Below are 19,437 nucleotides of genomic sequence, written 5' to 3' on the forward strand. Positions count from 1 at the left end.
CACGGGCCCGTTGCCGGGAGAAATGCCGTTTCGGCTCAGCCGGGGTTCTTCTCCTTCCACAGGATGTAGCCCCACATCTCGCCCTGCTTCTCGGCTATATTGGCCTGGGTGATTGCAAAACCCGGGTCGATCAGCAATTTTTCGACCGTCTTGTCGGCTTGAAGGTCAAGGATTGCCTGAATGGCAAGTTCGGCTTCCAGGAACAGGTTCTGCACGCCGCAGGATTCCATGTAGCCGTCCTTCATGAGGCCATAGGCACTCGGGAACCCGTCGAAGCCGGCAAAGATCACGTGCCCTTCTTCTCCTATCTTGTGCCACTTGTCGGCCGACTTCAGTGCTTGCTGGATCTGCGGGATCAGGAAGTCCGACGACGTGAACAGGAAAGAGATATCGGGATTGGCCTGGAGTGCGTTGGTCAAGCCGGCAAAAGCGGTATCGGCATTCCAGTCAGTCGGGATCTTGGCGACAACCTCGATGACATCGGGAAATTGCGCGACAGCTTCTTCGAATCCGTCGCGGCGTTGAATGGCGTTTGGATCTCCGAGGTCGCCAATCAGGATGGCCGCCTTGTGCTTCTGGCCGGATTTCTTGGCGACGTCACAGGCATATAGGACCGCATCGCGGGCGATCTTCTGATTGTCCGCCTGGATGGCGACCGAAAATGCGTCTGACGGCGCCGGCGGTCGATTGAAATGCACCATCGGGATCTTGGCCGCGTTCGCGGCCTTGATCGCCGGAATGACGGCGTTGGAATCGGTCTGAACGATGATGATGCCGTCGACCTTGCGGGCGATCGCGGCGCGGACCTGTTCAAACTGCTTGTTGTCGTCCTTGTCCGATATGGCTTCCATGATTTCGAAGCCGCGTTTCTTTAGGTCGTCGCGAATGATCTGGATGCCTGCGACCCAGAACTCCGAATAGAGCCCATCGAAAAGGACAGCGATCGTTTTTGTCCCTTCGGCGCGCACGGCAAGCGTCATGCCACTGGTGGCGGCAAGGCTGGCGAGTGTCGCCACGGTGAATTCACGTCTTGTCAGCGCCATGAAGTTCTCCTCCCAAGAAACTCGGCTCATTTTCGGCAACCGTGTTGCCGCTCGGACCGGCGATATATCGACACCGACCCGCGACTGGACGTTAGGTCATCATATATGTAATGTCAATTGGCGAAAGAAGCCTTGTTTGTCGATGCGATTCGGATCGATATGCCGGGAAGAATGATCACGGAATGGAGGGGCAGATGGAGCCGGTCCAGAAGAAGAAGTTGTATGTGGAGGTGCTTGACCGGCTGATGGCGGCAATCTCGACGTCCGAGTTTCCGCCTGGTTCTCAATTGCCTTCGGAAAAAGAGCTGATGACGATGATCGGCGTGGGGCGCCCATCGATCCGGGAAGCAATGCTGTCGCTGCAGCAGATGGGGCTTATCAAGATTTCCCACGGAGAACGTGCCCGCGTGATCAACCCGACGCCCGAGGTGATCGTCGATCAGGTCTCCGCGGCAATGGTGATGATGCTTGCGACCAACTCTCGGGGCCTGGAAGAACTCAAGGAAGTCAGGCTCTTACTGGAAACCGGCCTTGTCCGGATAGCCACGCGGCGCGCCACGGCCAAGAATCTGGAACGCCTTGCCGAGACCTTGCGCCATTTGCAGGACGCAAAGGGCGACCAGGCGCGATTTGTTGCTGCCGACATGCAATTCCATGAAGTCATCGCCGAAATGAGCGGCAATTCGATGATAGCGGCGGTGGCAAAGGGAATGCTTGAGTGGTTGTCTCGATTCAAGCGGGACCTTGTGGCGGTCAAAGGTGCCGAGCGTCTGACGGTCGAGGAGCACGAACGGATCTACAAAGCGATCGCCAGCGGCGATGCCGAAGGCGCGAGCGCCGCCATGGCCGAGCATATTGGCCGCGCCAATGAACTCTATTCGAAACTGGCCGGCGGCGGGGCCGGCTGAATATTCCGATTGGCGGAATTTTTTTCCGGAGAAAGTCATATGATGACATAATGTCTTTTTGGTGCTAACGCTCGTCGCCATGAGTGTGATTGCAGCCGGGACGCGTGCATTGACGGGTCGAATCTCTGCCGCCTATCTGATCGAAACCCGCTACCCGCTGGAGGTGGCTGCAGCTGCAATGGCGGGCGAGCAATCAAGCGGAACGTTCCGGGCGGTTCCCGGAGAGACGCCGGAGCTTCTGCAGAGGTTTGGAGCCCGCGTCGAATTCATCGAGGATATCGCAGAGGTCGAGACGGAGGCATTGCCGTTTTCGCGTTCGCCGAAAACGCTTGGTGACACCAAACCTCGCCGGGCCAAGGTCGGGCTTTCCTGGAACATTGAAAATACAGGCACCGTTCTTGCTTCGGTATGGTCGACGGTTCTCGGCAACCTGTTTGAATTGCACCATTTTTCGGCCATGAGGCTGCTGGACGTCGCTTTTCCCGATGTCTTTGCCGATGCCTATCCAGGACCGGCTTTCGCTGTCGCGGGAACACGTCGCCTGACAGGTATCGAACGGCGCCCGCTGATCGGCACGATCGTCAAACCGAGTATTGGCCTCTCGCCGGAGGCAACGGCGGCCCTTGCCGACACGCTGATTGCCGCGGGCCTCGATTTTATCAAGGACGACGAACTGATGGGCGATCCACCGCATTCGCCATTCGAATACCGGTTTGAAGCGGTCATGGCGGTGATAGACAGGCACGCCGACAGAACGGGCCGAAAGGTTATGTATGCGGCCAATATTTCCGGAGATTTCGATGCCATGCGTCGTCAGCTGGATCTGATCGAGCGTCGTGGCGGGACCTGCGCCATGCTTGTCCTGAATTCCGTCGGCCTGTCGGGCGTCATCGAGGTGCGCCGTCATTCCGCTGTTTCGCTGCACGGTCATCGTGCCGGCTGGGGCCTCTTTGGCCGTTCCCCCGACGTGGGCATGACCTATCTCGCCTATCAGAAGTTCTGGCGGCTGGCCGGCATCGACCACATGCATGTCAATGGACTGTCCAACAAATTCTGCGAGCAGGACGAGTCGGTGATGGCCTCGGCTCATGCCTGCCTGACGCCGATGTTCGAGCGGGCGGACCGCCCCGATATAGCGATGCCGGTGTTTTCGTCCGGACAGACGGCGGTGCAAGCGGCAGAGACCTACAGGAGGCTTGGCTCGAACGATTTCATCTATTGCTGCGGCGGCGGCATCATGGCGCATCCAGGTGGACCGGCCGCGGGTGTCCAAAGCCTCCACGATGCTTTTGATGCCGCGGCGGCAGGCATTCCCGCGCATGATTATGCCGCCACACATCCAGAGCTTGAAGCCGCGCTGCAAGCGTTCGGTTAAATCTGCGCCATCGGCGCTTCATCAAGACAAATGGGAGAGAAGGAAATGACAATATCCGTAGCGTTGCTGGGAGCAGGCGGGAAGATGGGCTTCCGCGTGTCTCGCAAGCTGATCGAAGCGGGCTACGATGTCCGCGCCGTAGAGCTCGGCGATGCGGGCCGCTTACGCTTGGCGGAGGCCAACATCCAGGCTGTCGCCATGGAAGAGGGCATTCCCGGCGCCAAGGTCGTGGTGATGGCTCTGCCGGACAATATCATTGGCCAGGTGGCGCGGCAGATTTCGCCGATGCTGGCGAAAGGCACCATGCTTCTCATTCTCGATGCCGCGGCACCATACGCCGGCGACCTGCCGAAGGATCGGCCGGATCTGACCTATTTTGTCGGCCATCCCTGTCATCCGCCCTTGTTCAACGACGAGACGGAGTGGGCGGCTCGCCGCGACTATCATGGCGGCATCGCTAGGCAATCGATCGTCTGCGCCCTGATGCAAGGCCCGGAAGAGCACTACGCGCTTGGTGAAGAAGTGTGCAAGGCGATGTGGTCGCCGATCATCGAAAGCCACCGCGTGACCGTCGAACAGCTGGCGATCCTCGAGCCCGGTCTGTCGGAAATGGTTGCCATGCCATTCGTCGACACCATGGTCGAGGCTGTCTCGGAATGCGAGCGCAAATACGGCATTCCCAGACAGGCTGCCCTTGATTTTCTGATTGGCCATCTGAACGTCGAGATCGCCATGTGGTTCGGCTTCTCTCCGAAAGTACCGTCCGACGCAGCCCTGCGCCTGATGCGGTTCGCCAAGGGCGTCGTGGTCCGCGACGACTGGCGCGAGGCGCTGTCGCCGGCCAAGGTGAAGGAAGCCTCCGAACTGATCGTCTACGGCAAGGGGGCCTGAGCGCTGCCTTCGACGTCGCGCATCATATCGGTTTCGACCGCACTCTTCGACGGTTACTCCATGGAGTTGGCCATCGCGGAAATGGCGGCGGCCGGCGCCCATCATGTCGAACCGGCCTTCATTCGCGGTTATGTCGATTTCGATGAAGGCATGTTTACCGGCACAAAGGCGGTGAAGCTGCGCCAGACAGCCGAGAATGCCGGGCTTGGTATCAATGTCGTGTCGGCCCATCTCGACCTTTCGGCGCCCGATGCGGTGGATGCGTTGGTTCGACGCGTCGCCTTTGCCGCCGGTCTTGGTGCATCCTTCCTGATCACCAATGCCGGCCCGATCGTGGGCCGGGCGATCATCCGCAGAACGATCGATGCCGTTCTGCCGAGACTGGAACAGACCGGCATCGTTCTGGCGCTAGAAAACCCCGGACATGGCCATGGTGACTTGCTCGGCAGCGCTCAACTTGGGGCAAGCTTCATCCGCGAGATCGGATCACGGCATGTACGCCTGAACCACGACGCCGGAAACGTTTTCACCTATAGCTGCGAGACAGTGCAGCCGGCGCAAGATATCGCGGCCGCCATCGACACGGTCGGTCACGCTCATCTGAAGGATGTTGTCAGCACCGGGGCTGGGTGGGCATTCTGTGCCGTCGGTGACGGCTCGATTGACTATGGAGCGTACTGGGCAATCCTTCCCGCGGCGCTGCCGGTCAGCATCGAATTGCCGTTGCGATTGGAGCGCCCACGACGCCATGATCCCCGGCGGCGAAATACTCCCGTCGATATCGCCACCATTCGCAGCGCTCTGCAGCGCTCACTGCATTTCGTAAGCTCGCTGGAGATCGCACAGAGCCGCGATTTCTGAACTACGACCGGTGCCGAACTCGGGTCTTTGCGGAACTACCTAACCGCGTCCGGGAAACATCGCCTTCAAGCCTTCGCGCGACGCTTTGGCGACGCCGCGTTCGGTGATCAGTCCGGTGACCAGCCGCGCCGGTGTCACGTCGAAGGCCGGGTTTGCCGCGGGCGTCGTCTCCGGCGAGATGCGGACTTGCGCAATCTCGCCATTTACGGTCTTGCCCCAGACCAGCGAAACCTCGTCGCTGGAACGCTGTTCGATCGGAATTTCCGCCAGTCCGTCGCCCACCGTCCAGTCGATGGTCGGCGAGGGCAGCGCGACATAGAACGGTACGCCGTTGTCGGCCGCGGCCAGCGCTTTCAAATAGGTGCCGATCTTGTTGCAGACATCGCCGTCGGCGGTGGTGCGATCGGTGCCGACGATGACCATGTCGATCTGGCCGCGCTGCATCAGATGGCCGCCGGCATTGTCGACGATCAGTGTGTGCGGCACGCCGTGCCCGGCCATTTCCCACGCGGTCAGCTGTGCGCCCTGGTTGCGCGGGCGCGTTTCGTCGACATAGACGTGAACGGGAATGCCCGCTTCCGTTGCCAGATAGATCGGCGCCGTGGCGGTGCCGTAGTCGACGGTGGCCAGCCAGCCGGCATTGCAATGGGTCAAGATGTTGACCGGTTCGCCCGGCTGCTTGCGCGCCGCGATTTCCTTGATGATTTCAAGTCCGTTGGCGCCGATGGCGCGGTTGAGGCCGACATCCTCGTCGGCGATTTCGCCGGCGCGCCGATAAGCGGCCTGGGCGCGTTGCTCGGCTGGCAGAGGTCGTAGGAAACCTCGCATCTCGTCGAGCGCCCAGCGCAGATTGATCGCGGTCGGTCGGGTTTCGTGCAAAACCTCCCAGACGCCGTCGAGTGCTGCATCGGAAGGGTCGTCGGCCATTTGCATGGCGACGCCATAGGCTGCGGTGACGCCGATCAGCGGCGCGCCGCGCACCCACATGTCGCGGATCGCCGTTGCGATGCCGGCAACGGTTCCGACTTTTTCCACGCGGAAATCATGCGGCAGCCAGCGCTGGTCGATGATCTCCACCGAACGCCCGTCGTCGCTCAGCCAGATGGTGCGGTAATGGCGCTCGCCGACGTTCAAATCCTGCTCTCCTGTTCGATCAGCGCGGCCAATTTGTTGACCTCGTCGATACTATGGATCTGGCGCCGGTTGACGGCGAGGTGGCGGCCGAATTTCAGCGCCTTGGCCTCACATGTGGCGCGCAGATCCTCGTCGGCAATGGTCTCGAAATCGGCGTTGTGGGCGAGACCAAGAATGCGCCGATGGATCTCGATACCGGCAAAGCCCAGCAAATCGTCCCAGATCTGATGCAGCACATGATCGAGCGCCTGTTCGGCGCCGAGCCTGTCGCCCTGATCCTCGAACAGGCTCTTCTGGTAGAGCATGCCGGTGCGCTCGGTTCGCCACAGATGCGAGAACTCGGTGCGGAACACCGACCATGTCTCGACCGTGACGTCGAGCAGATAGGCGCGCATGGCGTCGCGCTTTCCGCTCTGCTCATGGCCGCGCTGCGAGAAGAACGCCATCCAGAAATTGGCAAGCAGCATGCCGACGTCGAAAGCGATCGGCCCGTAGAAGGCGAATTCGGGATCGATCATTCGCGTTTCGGTGTCGGTGACCATGATCGAGCCGGAATGCAGGTCGCCGTGCAGCAGTGTCTCCGCATTGGCCGCGAAGATATGCTTCAGCCGCTGCGCCTCGACCTTGAGATCGCGGTCGGCGCGCAACTCGTCGACGATGCGGTCGAGTTGTGGGCTCGTATGCCGATTCAACTTGGCATCGAAATAGGGATCGGAGAAGACCAGGTTCTCGGTGATGTCGCAGAGCTCGACATTGTCGGCGAACAGCGCCAGGTCGGCCTTGCGATCCTTGGTCGCCATGCTGAGGTCGGAGCCGCGAAACAGGGTGCGGGCCATAAACAGGCCGATGTCTCTTGCGATACCAGGCAGTTGCCGGCCCTCGATCAGCGCACGCCGCAGGATGATGTGCGGCGACAGATATTCCATGATGATCAGCGCCTGGCCCTCGTCGAAGTAATAGATGTCAGGCACCGAACCGGGCGCTCTCGCCTCTTGCCGCGTCAGCGCGTGATATTCGAAGAAGGAGCGCTTCAATGGCAGCGGCCAGCTGTCGCCGACCAGGCGGACATAGGGCAGGGCCTGCTTGACGACGGCAGCACCCGTGGCGCCCTCGACGATGAAGACCAGGTTCAGATTGCCGTCGCCGACTTCGCGGACCTTCCAGCGGGCCGTGTCCTTGCCGATATGCGAACACAGGGCCTCATTGGCGCCGAGGCGTGCCGCCAATGTCTCGACCGACAGTGCTTCGAACGGCGATTTCCCAGTCATCCTCACCCTCCCGCTTTGGTGCTCCCATCATAGTGAAGCCATGGCGGTTGGTCCAAGCTAGGAAGCTCTCTGGCAATTGTCAATCGTGTTGACAATTGCCGATATAGCCCATAGCGTCATGGCCAGGGAGGAACGAATGGGCAATGATGCCGTGTTCCGCGTGGACGGCCTGAGGAAATCCTTCGGCCATATCGAGGTGCTTGGCGGCGTCTCGCTCGAATTGCATGCCGGCGAAGTGACCGTGCTGATGGGCGCTAACGGCGCCGGCAAATCCACCCTCGTCAAGATCGTCAGCGGCGTCTACCAGCGCGGCGGCGGCATGATGAACCTCGCCGGTCATGAGTTCGCGCCGAAAACCCCGGCCGAGGCGATCCGCGCCGGCGTCGTCACCGTTCATCAAAACATCAATGACGGTGTCGTCGCAGATCTCGACGTCGCCACCAACTTGACGCTGGACAGACTGAGTGGCAGTGGCGCGCCAACACTGTTCAATCCGGGCCGGGTGCGCCGCGAAGCAAAGGCGGTCGCCGACCGCATGGGACTGACGATCGACTTGAAAGCCAGGATCAGCGATCTCTCGCTGGCCGACCGACAGATGGTGGCGATTGCCCGCGCCATGGCGCATCAGCCGAAAGTGCTGATCCTCGACGAGCCGACCTCCTCTCTGTCCAGCGCCGAGGCCGACCGGCTTTTCGCGCTGCTCGACAGGCTTCGCGAGCACGGTGTCGCGATCCTCTACATCTCGCATCGCATGTCCGACATCAGGCGGCTTGCCGATCGCATCGTCTCGATGCGCGACGGCGTCGTCTCAGGTGTTTTCGACCGCAAGCCGCTCGATTATGAAGGCGCGGTCAACGCCATGCTCGGCCGCAAGATCCACCTCGACCGGATCGTCGCCAGGAATTCGGCCAAGCCTGTCCTCACGATCGACGGGTTGCGGATTGCGGAGGGTTCCAGGTCGATCTCGCTGACGCTCGGTGATGGCGAGGTCGTCGCCATCACCGGCCTTGTCGGCGTCGGCAAGACCGCGCTCGCCGAGACGCTGTTTGGCGTGCGCAAGCCGCTCTCCGGCACCATGATGCTGAACGGCAAATTCTATGCGCCGGGATCGACGGGCGAAGCGATCGCCGCCGGCGTGTTTCTCGTCGCCAAGGACCGCGCGACGAGCGGGATCGTCGGCGATTTCAACATCCAGGAAAACATCAGCCTGCCGTTCCACAAGCGGATGTCGCGCCTCGGCGTTCTCAAGCGCCGCATCGAGCGCGCCATCGCCCGTCGCCAGATCCAGGAGCTGGGCATCGTCTGCCGCTCGGAGAAGGACGAAATGTCGGCCCTTTCCGGCGGTAATCAGCAGAAGGTGATGGTCGCCCGCTGGATGTCGCAGGCGGCAAAACTGTTCATTCTGGATGAGCCTTTTCAGGGCGTCGACATTTCGGCCAGGCGCGATATCGCGGCCAAGCTGCGGGCGAGCGCGAACGGCCGAGCGACGCTGCTGTTCGTCACTGAACTCGACGAGGCACTGGAGACCGCCGATCGCATCCTGGTGATGTCGGAGCAGACAATCGTTGGCGAACATCGCAACGCCGACATCGACCTCGATCGCCTGCTGGCTGAAGTGGCGGGCGGGCCGTTGCACAGCGCGGCCTGAGAAGGGGCGGATGATGAGAATTGGAATGGAGATGGTATGAGTTCGGGTTGGATTGAGATGGCAGCCGCGCGCGACCATGCCATCCGCTATGGCTTCATCGTTTTGCTGTTCGGGTTGATCGCCTATTTCGCCATCGCCGCCGATGGCTTTGTCTCGCCGCAAAGTGCCGTCTTCATCTTCCAGTCGGTCGCCATCACCGGCGTGCTGGCGCTTGGCGTCACCGCCACGCTGGTCGTCGGCGGCTTCGACCTGTCGATCGGTTCCGTCGCCACCAGCGCCATGATGGCGGCAGCCTATGTCATGGTGGTGCTGGAGCAGAACGCCGTCGTCGCGGTTATCGCCTGTCTCGCAATCGGCGTCATCGTCGGCCTCATCAATGGCTGGCTGATCGTCTATATGCGCGTGCCGGATCTTTTGGCGACGCTCGGCATGATGTTCCTGCTCGTCGGCCTGCAGCGCATTCCGACCGAGGGCCGCTCGATCGCCACAGGCATGACGATGCCCGACGGCTCGGTCGCCAATGGCACGTTCAGCGCCGCATTCCTGGCACTGGGCCGCCACCGCTTCGATTTCTTCATCCCGAACCTCATCCCGGTTTCGGTGGTGGTCCTGCTCGTGCTTGCAGCGCTGATCTGGTTCTTTCTCGAATACACCCGTTTCGGCCGCATGATGTACGCGGTCGGCAGCAACGAACGGGCGGCCGAGCTCGCCGGCGCGCCTGTCAAGGCATACAAAATCTGGGCTTACGTTATTTCAGGAGTTTTTGCTTCGATCGGCGGCATTTTGCTCGCTGCCCGGCTTGGACGCGGCGACATCGCCTCGGGTAATAATCTCCTGCTCGACGCAGTGGCTGCGGCGCTCATCGGCTACGCGGTCCTCGGGGCCGCCAAGCCGAACGCCTTCGGCACGGCCGTCGGTGCGGTGTTTGTCGGCGTGCTGCTGCAAGGCCTGACGATGATGAACGCGCCTTACTACACGCAGGATTTCATCAAGGGCGTGGTTCTCGTGGTCGCCCTTGTCTTCACCTTCGCCCTTTCCGGCAGGGGCAAGGGGTAGGATTTCGATCGGCTGAAATTTGAGTTCAACAAGTGGAGGAAACAACATGAAGATCACAAGAAGACTTTTGAAGGCAGCGCTTGGGCTTGCCGGCGCCGCGCTGCTGATGCAGACGCCGGCGATGGCGCAGGACAAACCGGCGCCTTTCGACAAGCCCGGCGCCGTCAAGATCGCGCTGGTCCGCTATCTCTCGACCGGCGACTTCTTCCAGGCCTACCTCTCCGGTGTCGAAGCGCAGGCCAAGGCGCTTGGCGTCGATCTGCGCGTCCTCGACAGCCGTCAGGATGCCGCCCTTCAGGCAGACATGGTCGACCAGGCCATCGCGCTCGGCGTCCAGGGCATCATCATCCAGCACGGACTGACGGAATCGATGAAGGAAGCCGCCCAGCGCGCGGTCGATGCCGGCATCAAGGTGGTCGCGTTCGACGTCAATGTCGAAAACCCCAAAATCCCGCAGATCGAGCAGTCGGACCGCGATCTCGCCCGCCTCGCCCTCGAACAGGCGATCAAGGACAATGGCGAGAGCTGGAAGGCCGGCTATGTCTACGTCGCCGGCATCGCGCCGCTCGACCGCCGCAACGAAACCTGGCTCGACTTCAAGAAGAAATATGCCGGCATCAACGAGGCTGCGATGTTCGGCACGCTCGACAATCCGATCGCCAATTCCGTCGCCAACCAGGCTCGCTCGGTGCTGTCGGCCAACCCCGACATCAAAGTGATGTTCGCGCCCTATGACGAATTCGCCAAGGGCGTGAAGATCGCTGTCGACGAGGCCGGCTTGAGCAAGGACATCAAGATCTATTCGGCCGACATCTCGACCTCCGACATCGCCGCGATGCGCGAGCCCGACAGCGCCTGGGCGGCAACCGCGGCGACCAACCCGGCCGTCGTCGGCCAGGTTTCGGTGCGCGCGCTGGCGCAGCTTTTGGCCGGCGAAGACCCCGGCCACAACGTCATCGTGCCGCCGACGCTGATCACCCAGAAGGATCTGATCGACAAGGACATCAAGAACATGGAAGACCTCTCGGCCAAGCTGCCGCAGTTCGCCCATGCCGATGTCGCGATGCCGGCCTGGATGCCGAACCCGAACGCGAAGTAGCTTCGAGACAGAGCCCTCAGCACTTGAACCTAGCCGCTTGCAGCAAGCTTGCTGCAAGCGGCTTTGTCTTCACAGCGGGGGTGCTGATAGGATCGCCGGGCTCTACTCGTTGAACAGATCGGAATGTGAGCCGGTGCGAGCAAGCTGGAGCTCGTCACCGGCAACACGATAGATCAAAAGCCAATTTGGTTCTATGTGAGCGTCACGATAGCCTTTCCAGTCCCCCTTCAGCGAGTGGTCCTTGTAGCTCGCCGGTAGTTCATTCCCGGCGAGTAGGAGGCCTAGCAGTTCGCGCAATTTCCCAAGGTCCTTGCCCCGCTTCTCCGCACGTTTCACGTCGCGACGAAATTGCCCAGAGCGAACGGGCGTCAGCACATCAGATTCCCAAATCCTTGAACAACTCCTCGGCCGAGGCGAAACGCTTGCCCTTGCCCTGCTCCAATTCGACCATAGCCTTTCGGGTGGTTGCGTTCGGCACTTTCACCGGAAAGGGAAACTCCTTGTCGGCGGCGACGCGGACAAGAAGTAGGCGGATAGCGTCGGAAACGGACAATCCCATTGCCGCCAAGGCCTCCGTTGCCTGATCCTTTGTCGCCGAATCGATCCGAGCGCGGACTACGGTATCCGTTACTGCCATGTTGTGACTCCCTGATGTTGGGCCACAATGTAGCTACAAAATACCAATTCGGCAAGGTGGTTGATCTACCTCAACGCCGCGGCGATGTTGCCGCCGTCCACCGTCGTCACATCGGCGGTGGTCCGCTCGGCTAGTGCATGATGCAGGAAGGCCTGGGCCACGTCCTCGGCCGTCACTTCCTGCCCGAGCAGATTGCCCGACATGTATTCCTTTTCCGATACGCCGCGCGCGCCCGAGCGGCTGGCGATCATGGAATCGGTCAATAGCCCGGAACGGATGCGGTCGGCGTTGACGGCATTCGAGCGGATGCCATGGGCGCCATAATCGAGGGCATATTGCCTTGACAGGAACAGCGTCGCCGCCTTCGGCACGCCATAGGCGCCGAACTTCGGGCCCGGATTGATTGCCTGCTTGGAGGTGTTGAACAGGAGCACGCCACCGGTGCCCTGTTCGAGCATGATGCGCACCGCGTTCTGCGCCGCCGACTGGTGGGCGAAGAAGTTGAGTTCAAAGCTCTTGCGCAAAGTGGCGTCGTCGAGCTCGCCAATCCTGCCCTCCCAGGCCGCACCGGCATTCGAGACGAGAATGTCGAGGCCGCCGAAGACGGCGACCGCCTTGTCGAACGCAGCGCGCATCTGCGCCGGATCTGTGATGTCGGCGCCGATGCCGATCGAACTGTTGCCGGCCTTTTTAGCCGCCTCGGCAGCCCTTGCCGCGTCGAGATCGACGACGACGGCATGGGCGCCGTTGTCGGAGAACAGCTTCGCCGTGGCGGCGCCGATCGCGCCGGCGCCGCCGGTGACCAGCACGACCTGGCCGGTCAGCGGCTTCGGCTTGTTGGAGGCGAGCTTGGCCTGTTCCAACGACCAGTATTCGAGCGGAAACAGATCGGCTTTGGAGAGCGGCCGGAAATCGCCGACCGCTTCGGCGCCGCGCACCGCCTCGATCCACATTTCACCGACGTCGGAGGCGATCTTCGCATCCTTCAGCGTGCGGCCATGGCCGAACATGCCGAGACCCGGCACCAGCGTCAGCCGCGGCATCTGGTCGAGCATCGTGCGCTTCACATCGTCGAGCGCGTCGTTGGTTTCGAAGTAGGCGCGATAGTCCTTGGCGAATTCCTCGACATGTTGGTGAATGACGGACTTGTAGTCGCCGATCTTGTCCGCATCGGGTGCCGGCAGCGCCATCGGTCCGGTCTTGATGCGGATCGACAGGTCGGGCGTGGACACGCCACGCCCGGCATAGTCGGCAATCCTGGCCGAATTGATGAAATCGACGATCGCGTCCGAGGTGCGGAAATCGCTGATCATGCGGTCGAAGCGGCCTTCGCCGCGCGCTGCCGCCACTGCGCCGCGCAGCATCGGTGCAATGTCCGCAGGCTTCGCCAGCCTGGCCGGCAAGTCCGCCTTTTCGGTGCGCGGCTTGCCGTGGCTGGCGATGAAATCCTCGGCGATGGTCACATGATGGATCATCCGATCGTAGGCCTGTTTGGCGTCGTCGCCGAAGGTGAAAATGCCGTGCTTGTCGAGGATCAGGCCTTCGATATCAGGGTCGGCGTCGAAGACGTCGGCCGCCGCCTTCGCCAGGTCGAAGCCCGGCATGATGTAGGGCACGAATCCCATCTTGTTGCCGAAGACTTTCTTGCTCAACGCCTCGCTGTCGTCCTGGTCGACGATGGCCAGAACGGCGGTCGAATGCGTGTGGTCGACGAATTTATGCGGCAGGAAGGCGTGCAGCAGCGTCTCGACCGAAGGGTTCGGCGAAGACGGGTCGATGAGGTTCACCCGCTGCAGGGCGACCATGTCCTCGTCGGAGAGTTTTTTGAGCGACCGCGCCTTCAAGAGCGCGCCGAGCTTGACCGCCGGCAGGCCTTGCGGCTCGATGACGCCCATGTCCCAGCCGCTGCCCTTGACGCAGAGCACGTCCCATTCGTCGCCGACAAGATCGGTGGCCTTTGTCTTGCAGGAGGTATTGCCGCCGCCATGCAGCACAAGCCGCGGTTCGCCACCCAGAAGCCTGGTCGTATAGACGCGCAGCGCCAGGTCGCGACTGACGCCCTTTTTTGCATAGTCGGCAACCAGCTTCTCCGCCTCGCCGTCATTCCACAGGTTCATCATGTTCGCTTCGTCCGATTTCTCTTTTTGTTGTGAACAGGAACGCCGCGACGCTTTGATGACAATGCGCCCGCGGCGGAGTTTTAATCTAGGCGACCTTCTCCGTTGCCGATCCGGCATGGTCGAGCAGCCGTCGCGCCATCCGGGCGCCGACCACCAGATGCGTGCACAGCCCACCCGCCATCGCCGCCACCAGCGGTCCGAACTTGCTGTCCTCCTGCACCACCACGAGGCGCTTTTCGATGTTGCGCAGCGATGACAGCTCTGCCGAAATGACCCGCCGGTTGTAGCTGCAGTCGAGCGCCTTGCCTTGGCCGTCGATGATCTGCCCGGCGATGACGCCGGCAGCGCCGGCCCGCCGCAGCACATCCATTTCGCTTGTCGTCAGCGCGCCGCATTTGACGACATGGCTGTCGGCGTCGACTGTGCCGACCGAGTAAAGCGCCAGATCGCATTGACTGATGCCCGACAATTGCCCGCGGATCACCGGCTCGGCGCGCAGGCCGCGCGCCAGTTCCTCCGTCGTCAGCACCAGCGGTGCGTAGAAGTTGAGCCCCTCTGCGTTGAGCCGGCGCGCGATTTCCATGGTGCATTGGTCGGGACGGTAGGAATAGGGGGCTCCGAGATTGCCGCAGAGCTGCACCACTGTGACATCCTGCAGATCGGCATAGGACATGACGTCGGCGATCGTATAAACGGTCCGCCCCCAGGCGACGCCAATACGGTCGCCTTTCTTGACCAGTTCGAGAAAGACGCTCGCCGCCAGCACCGCAATGTCGGTCGAAGGATCGGCGACGTGGCCGTTTTCCGGTGCGATCCAGACGGCGTCGAGCTTCAACGCGTCTTCGAGCTTGCGCGCCAGGACGTCGTCGGTGAAAAGCTGGGTCGATGTCGAGATATTGACGATGCCGGTCTCGCGCGCCTTGCGCAGATACATGGCCACCGAGGCTCGGGAAATTTTGAGCTGGCTCGCCACCTGGTCCTGGCGCAGGCCGTGGGCATAGTAGAGCCAGGCGGCCTTGTGAATAAGCTGTTCTGCCGGTCGGATCGCCATGCCATCTCCTTGCTGACATTATTCACGGCTCTCGACAAAAGTCAAATTGAGCAAGGGCAAACGATGCTCTTTCGTTCGCTTTATCTAGATCATCATTGTGCCAAAGGCGCTCTATCGTAACATCGTTGGTGATGACGGGCGGAAAGCCTATTGATAGAAGATCTTGATGACGACGGTGCGGGAGGACGGGATGGGCAATCCCTACGAACAGGATCTCGACAGGAATCCAGCCAATCACCAGCCGCTGACACCGCTCAGCTATCTGGAGCGGGCGGCAAAGACCTTTCCCGACCATGTCGCGATCATCCATGGCCGCCAGCGCACGACCTATCGCGATTTCTGGCGGCGATCGCTGAAGCTTGCCTCGGCGCTCGCCAAGCGCGGCATCGGCAAGGGCGACACCGTCACCGTCATGCTGTCCAACACACCGCCGATGCTGGAAGCGCATTTCGGCGTGCCGATGACCAAGGCGGTGCTGCATTCGCTCAACACCCGCCTCGATGCCGCGGTCATCGCCTTCCAGCTCGACCACGCCGAAACCAAGGTGCTGATTGCCGATCGCGAATTCGCAAATGTCGTCGGCGACGCGCTGGCGCTGGCTAAGGTAAAACCGCTGGTTATCGACTATGACGATCCCGAATACGCGGCCGATGCCCCCTATCCCAAGGGCCAGCGGATCGGCACGCTCGACTATGAGGATTTTGTCGCGGGCGGCGACGAGGACTTCGCCTGGTCGATGCCCGACGACGAGTGGGACGCCATTGCGCTCAACTACACTTCCGGCACGACAGGCAATCCGAAGGGTGTCGTCTACCACCATCGCGGCGCAGCACTGATGGCCTACGCCAACACCATCCACGCCGGCATGGGCAAGCACGCGGTCTATCTGTGGACGCTGCCGATGTTCCACTGCAATGGCTGGTGCTTTCCGTGGACGCTGGCCGTGCAGATCGGCACCCATGTCTGCCTGCGCTGGGTGCGGCCGAAGCCGGTCTACGATGCCATCGCCGATCACGGTGTCACCCATCTGTGCGGCGCGCCGGTGGTGATGTCGGTGCTGATCAATGCCAGGGAGGAGGACAAGCGGCAATTCCCGCAGACGGTCACCTTCAACACCGCCGCAGCACCGCCGCCGGAAGCGGTGCTGTCGGGCATGGCCGATGCCGGCTTCGTCGTGACCCACCTCTATGGCCTGACCGAGACCTATGGCCCGGCCGTTGTCAACGAATGGCATAGCGAGTGGGATGGGCTCGAAAAGGGTCTCAGGGCGGCCAGTAAGGCCAGGCAAGGCGTGCGCTATGCCGCGCTCGAAGATCTGACGGTGATGGACCCCGAGACGATGGCGGAGACGCCGGCCGACGGCGAGACCATCGGCGAGGTCATGTTCCGCGGCAACATCGTCATGAAGGGCTATCTGAAGAACCGCAAGGCGAGCGACGAAGCCTTCGCCGGCGGTTGGTTTCACTCGGGCGACCTCGGTGTCATGCATCCCGACGGCTACATCCAGCTCAAGGACCGCTCCAAGGACATCATCATTTCCGGCGGCGAGAACATCTCCTCGATCGAGGTCGAGGAGGCGCTCTACAAGCACCCTGCCGTCGCCTCCTGCGGCGTCGTCGCCAGGCCCGACGACAAATGGGGCGAGGTGCCGGTCGCCTATGTCGAGCTGAAGCCGGGCAGGACGGCGACCGAGGCCGAGATCATCGACCATTGCCGCGCGCTGCTCGCCCGTTTCAAGGTCCCCAAGACGGTGTTCTTCGCCGAAATCCCGAAGACCTCGACCGGCAAGATCCAGAAATTCAGGCTGAGGGAGATGGCGAAGGGGGTCTAGTGTGCCGCAGCTTGAGCCAGCGGCCGTCGACGCTCCAGAACGAATGAGCCTTGAAAGGTCGCAACTCTCTCACATTTCAGACAATTTCTAGCGAAGGTGGGAGAGCACGTTGAGCAGCTTACCGGTCGGGTCGGCAATGAAGAAACGTCTTACGCTCCACGGTTCGTCGGTCAAATCATAGACCACTCTGCAACCGATCTCTTTTGCGCGAAGATACACCTCGTCGACATTGTCGACCTCGATCGACAGATCGGGCACGGGAGTGCCTGAGCCGCCCTCGCTGGCGATGCTGATCTGAGGGATGGTTGTTTCGCGGGAGGCCAGCGTGACGAGCCACCCGTGATCCATGACGGCATCGAGCCCGAACAGGTCGGAATAGAACTTCCGAACATCCGGAATGCTGTCTGTCGCGATATTCGTGACGATGCGCAGTACGGTCATCCCATGATCTCCTTTTCCGCGGCATTGGATGACAATACATAGCCGCGTGGGGGACCGCGTCGATAGCGGGGTGCCTGTGCACTGACCGCAACAGGCTTCATTAACGCTGATCACGCCCAACTGGCGTCAACGGATGTTACCAATCGCCCAAGACGATATTGTCGCAGTTGACATCCAGTCGATTTCGAATTACGAGTGACGAAATTCAAAATTCGTCATTCGTAAGAGATAACTAAACAAGATGCACGATACCCTCGATACGGCCGACCTGGTCCGGCAGGAGAATGTCGCGCGCATCCTCGATTGCGCAGAGCGACTGTTCCGCCACTACGGCTACGGCAAGACCAATGTCGCTGACATAGCGCGCGAACTCGGCATGTCGACGGCTAACATTTACCGTTTCTTCGCTTCCAAGGTCGAGATCCACCAGGCCGTTTGCGGCCGCATGCTCGCCGCCTGCTATCAACTGACCTACGACGCCTGCCATAGTCCGGGAACCGCCAGCGAAAAGCTTCGCTGCTACGCGCAAACGCACTATCAGTGGACCCGCGACACCATGCTCGACCAGGAGAAGGTGCACGAAATGGTCGTCGTTGCCATCGAACGCGATTGGCATGTCATCGAAAAGCATATCGACCGGATCCGCAGCCTGGTGGCGGAGGTGATCAGCGACGGGATCGCAGCCGGCGAGTTTGCCGACCAGGACCCGGAAGTCGCTTCGCGGTGCTTCGGCGCCGCTATCATCACCCTCTGTCACCCGCAGATGGTCGCCCAGTGCCTTGCCAAAGAGAACCGGGCAATGCCGGACGAGCTTATCGAGTTTGCGATCAGGGCCTTGAAGAAATGACCGGCGGCGACCGCCGGTCTCGACAATTCCATCTCCAGTTCGGGAGTACGCAAGTGCCTTTGTCCATATCCATCATGAACAGGTTGTCGGCCGTCGGTCCGGCTCTGGTCTTCGTCGCGGGGCTTGGGCTCGCCGGCTGCTCGCAGGAAAAAGTAGAAGTCAAGGACACCGTCCGGCCGGTCAAGATCGTCGAGATCGCCAAGGCGAACGATACCCGTGAGCTCTCCTACTCCGGATCGGTGCGCGCCCGCACCGAGATGAATCTCGGTTTCCGCATCAACGGCAAGATCACCGAGCGCCTGGTCGACATCGGCCAGCGCGTGAAGCCGGGCGACGTTCTGGCCCGCATCGATCCCGCCGACTACGACCTTTCGGTCGACAGCGCCGAGGCCAGCCTCGAGGCTGCCGAGCGGCAGGTCGAGACAACAGGCCTTGCCCGCCGTCGCGCCGAACAGTTGTTTGCCAAGAACTTCGCGTCGAAATCGCAGCTCGAACAGGCAACGCTCAGCTATGACCAAGCGGTCGCCACCCGGAACTCCGCCCGCTCAACGCTTGACCAGGCAAAAAACCAGGTCCTCTACACCGACCTCAAGGCGGATAGGAACGGCATTGTCACATCAGTCACCGCCGATGTCGGTCAGGTGGTCGGCTCCGGCACGCCGGTTGTGACCGTTGCCGTCGATGGCGAGAAGGAAGTGCTGATCGCCGTTCCGGAAATGGATATCGCCCAGTTCAAGCCGGGCAAGGACGTCAAGGCAGGCTTCTGGTCCGACGATGCGCTGACGCTCGACGGCAAGGTCCGCGAAGTCGCCGGCAGCGCCGATCAGCAGTCGCGTACCTTTGCCGTTCGCGTCAGCCTGCCCAACGATCCGCGTGTGCTTCTCGGCATGACCGCCAACATCGAAGCTTCGGCGGCCAACAACCGCCCACAAAGCGTATCGATCCCGTTGAGCGCGCTGGCGCAAAAGGATGGCCAGCAGATCGTCTGGACCGTGGACCGCAACGGCGAGACCGTCCACGCGCGTCCGGTCAAGGTCGCCGAATTCACCGCCGACGGCGTGCGTGTCGCCGAAGGATTGAAACCCGGCGATGTCGTCGTTGCGGCGGGCACACAATTCATGGCCGAAAATCTGCAGGTCAAGCTGACCGGTGATGCGGTGCAACAGTCCGCATCGGCGGACGATGATGGTAACGCCGCCAAGCGCCTGCGCTGACGGCTAGCAGGTA

Annotated in this window: 18 protein-coding genes; 10 read left to right on the forward strand and 8 right to left on the reverse strand. The window is 61.5% G+C overall.

The window, feature by feature from the left end:
• Positions 1-35 precede the first annotated feature (35 nt).
• Complete coding sequence (locus AC0L26_RS02890) at positions 36-1,043, reverse strand: sugar ABC transporter substrate-binding protein (protein WP_473631163.1); 1,008 nt, start codon at positions 1,041-1,043, stop codon at positions 36-38.
• 194 nt (positions 1,044-1,237) lie between these two features.
• Between AC0L26_RS02890 and nanR the strand changes: the two genes are divergently transcribed.
• The 4 genes from nanR (at position 1,238) to AC0L26_RS02910 (ending at position 5,078) form a co-directional block, all read left to right on the forward strand.
• Complete coding sequence (nanR, locus tag AC0L26_RS02895) at positions 1,238-1,951, forward strand: transcriptional regulator NanR (RefSeq protein ID WP_473631164.1); 714 nt, start codon at positions 1,238-1,240, stop codon at positions 1,949-1,951.
• A gap of 79 nt (positions 1,952-2,030) precedes the next feature.
• Complete coding sequence (locus tag AC0L26_RS02900) at positions 2,031-3,326, forward strand: ribulose-bisphosphate carboxylase large subunit family protein (RefSeq protein ID WP_473631165.1); 1,296 nt, start codon at positions 2,031-2,033, stop codon at positions 3,324-3,326.
• A gap of 45 nt (positions 3,327-3,371) precedes the next feature.
• Positions 3,372-4,217 carry a phosphogluconate dehydrogenase C-terminal domain-containing protein gene (locus AC0L26_RS02905; RefSeq protein ID WP_473631166.1) on the forward strand — a complete coding sequence of 282 codons (846 nt, stop codon included), beginning with the start codon at positions 3,372-3,374 and terminating at the stop codon, positions 4,215-4,217.
• Positions 4,218-4,277: 60 nt separating this feature from the next.
• Positions 4,278-5,078 carry a sugar phosphate isomerase/epimerase family protein gene (locus AC0L26_RS02910; RefSeq protein ID WP_473631167.1) on the forward strand — a complete coding sequence of 267 codons (801 nt, stop codon included), beginning with the start codon at positions 4,278-4,280 and terminating at the stop codon, positions 5,076-5,078.
• A gap of 39 nt (positions 5,079-5,117) precedes the next feature.
• On the opposite strand, the gene mtnA is transcribed toward AC0L26_RS02910, so the two are convergent.
• Together mtnA and mtnK are read right to left on the reverse strand one after the other, a co-directional pair.
• The gene (gene mtnA, locus AC0L26_RS02915) at positions 5,118-6,212 is read right to left on the reverse strand and encodes an S-methyl-5-thioribose-1-phosphate isomerase (protein WP_473631168.1); all 1,095 of its coding nucleotides are present in this window, start codon (positions 6,210-6,212) and stop codon (positions 5,118-5,120) included.
• On the reverse strand, positions 6,209-7,480 hold the full coding sequence (gene mtnK, locus AC0L26_RS02920; RefSeq protein WP_473631169.1) for an S-methyl-5-thioribose kinase: 1,272 nt from the start codon (positions 7,478-7,480) through the stop codon (positions 6,209-6,211). Before mtnK ends, mtnA begins: the two co-directional genes overlap by 4 nt.
• 136 nt (positions 7,481-7,616) lie before the next feature.
• Here mtnK and AC0L26_RS02925 point away from each other — a divergent pair, with 136 nt between their 5' ends.
• Genes AC0L26_RS02925 through AC0L26_RS02935 form a run of 3 tightly spaced genes read left to right on the forward strand, consistent with a single transcriptional unit; the run spans position 7,617 to position 11,283 of the window.
• Entirely contained in the window at positions 7,617-9,128 is a 1,512-nt protein-coding gene (locus AC0L26_RS02925; RefSeq protein WP_473631170.1) for a sugar ABC transporter ATP-binding protein, read from the forward strand.
• 36 nt (positions 9,129-9,164) lie between these two features.
• Entirely contained in the window at positions 9,165-10,184 is a 1,020-nt protein-coding gene (locus AC0L26_RS02930; RefSeq protein WP_354488473.1) for an ABC transporter permease, read from the forward strand.
• A 46-nt stretch (positions 10,185-10,230) separates the two neighbouring features.
• Positions 10,231-11,283 carry a substrate-binding domain-containing protein gene (locus AC0L26_RS02935; protein WP_473631171.1) on the forward strand — a complete coding sequence of 351 codons (1,053 nt, stop codon included), beginning with the start codon at positions 10,231-10,233 and terminating at the stop codon, positions 11,281-11,283.
• Between the two features lie 102 nt (positions 11,284-11,385).
• Here AC0L26_RS02935 and AC0L26_RS02940 read toward each other — a convergent pair whose 3' ends face one another.
• The 4 genes from AC0L26_RS02940 to AC0L26_RS02955 all read right to left on the reverse strand — a co-directional run bounded on the left by AC0L26_RS02940 (position 11,386) and on the right by AC0L26_RS02955 (position 15,091).
• Positions 11,386-11,658, reverse strand: a complete 273-nt coding sequence (locus tag AC0L26_RS02940) for a type II toxin-antitoxin system YafQ family toxin (protein ID WP_473631172.1) — start codon at positions 11,656-11,658, stop codon at positions 11,386-11,388.
• A 1-nt stretch (position 11,659) separates the two neighbouring features.
• On the reverse strand, positions 11,660-11,920 hold the full coding sequence (locus AC0L26_RS02945) for a type II toxin-antitoxin system RelB/DinJ family antitoxin (RefSeq protein WP_473631173.1): 261 nt from the start codon (positions 11,918-11,920) through the stop codon (positions 11,660-11,662).
• Between the two features lie 65 nt (positions 11,921-11,985).
• Positions 11,986-14,040: a bifunctional aldolase/short-chain dehydrogenase gene (locus AC0L26_RS02950; RefSeq protein WP_473631174.1), complete on the reverse strand. Its 2,055-nt coding sequence runs from the start codon at positions 14,038-14,040 to the stop codon at positions 11,986-11,988.
• 85 nt (positions 14,041-14,125) lie between these two features.
• Entirely contained in the window at positions 14,126-15,091 is a 966-nt protein-coding gene (locus AC0L26_RS02955) for a sugar-binding transcriptional regulator (RefSeq protein ID WP_473631175.1), read from the reverse strand.
• 190 nt (positions 15,092-15,281) lie between these two features.
• On the opposite strand from AC0L26_RS02955, the gene AC0L26_RS02960 reads away from it, so the two are divergent.
• Complete coding sequence (locus AC0L26_RS02960) at positions 15,282-16,922, forward strand: acyl-CoA synthetase (RefSeq protein WP_473631526.1); 1,641 nt, start codon at positions 15,282-15,284, stop codon at positions 16,920-16,922.
• Positions 16,923-17,009: 87 nt separating this feature from the next.
• On the opposite strand, the gene AC0L26_RS02965 is transcribed toward AC0L26_RS02960, so the two are convergent.
• The gene (locus AC0L26_RS02965) at positions 17,010-17,363 is read right to left on the reverse strand and encodes a VOC family protein (protein ID WP_126103364.1); all 354 of its coding nucleotides are present in this window, start codon (positions 17,361-17,363) and stop codon (positions 17,010-17,012) included.
• 241 nt (positions 17,364-17,604) lie between these two features.
• Here AC0L26_RS02965 and AC0L26_RS02970 point away from each other — a divergent pair, with 241 nt between their 5' ends.
• Positions 17,605-18,210, forward strand: a complete 606-nt coding sequence (locus tag AC0L26_RS02970; RefSeq protein WP_473631176.1) for a TetR/AcrR family transcriptional regulator — start codon at positions 17,605-17,607, stop codon at positions 18,208-18,210.
• A gap of 53 nt (positions 18,211-18,263) precedes the next feature.
• Positions 18,264-19,424, forward strand: a complete 1,161-nt coding sequence (locus tag AC0L26_RS02975) for an efflux RND transporter periplasmic adaptor subunit (RefSeq protein WP_473631177.1) — start codon at positions 18,264-18,266, stop codon at positions 19,422-19,424.
• Positions 19,425-19,437: the final 13 nt, after the last annotated feature.

Source organism: Mesorhizobium sp. WSM4823 (assembly GCF_055811195.1).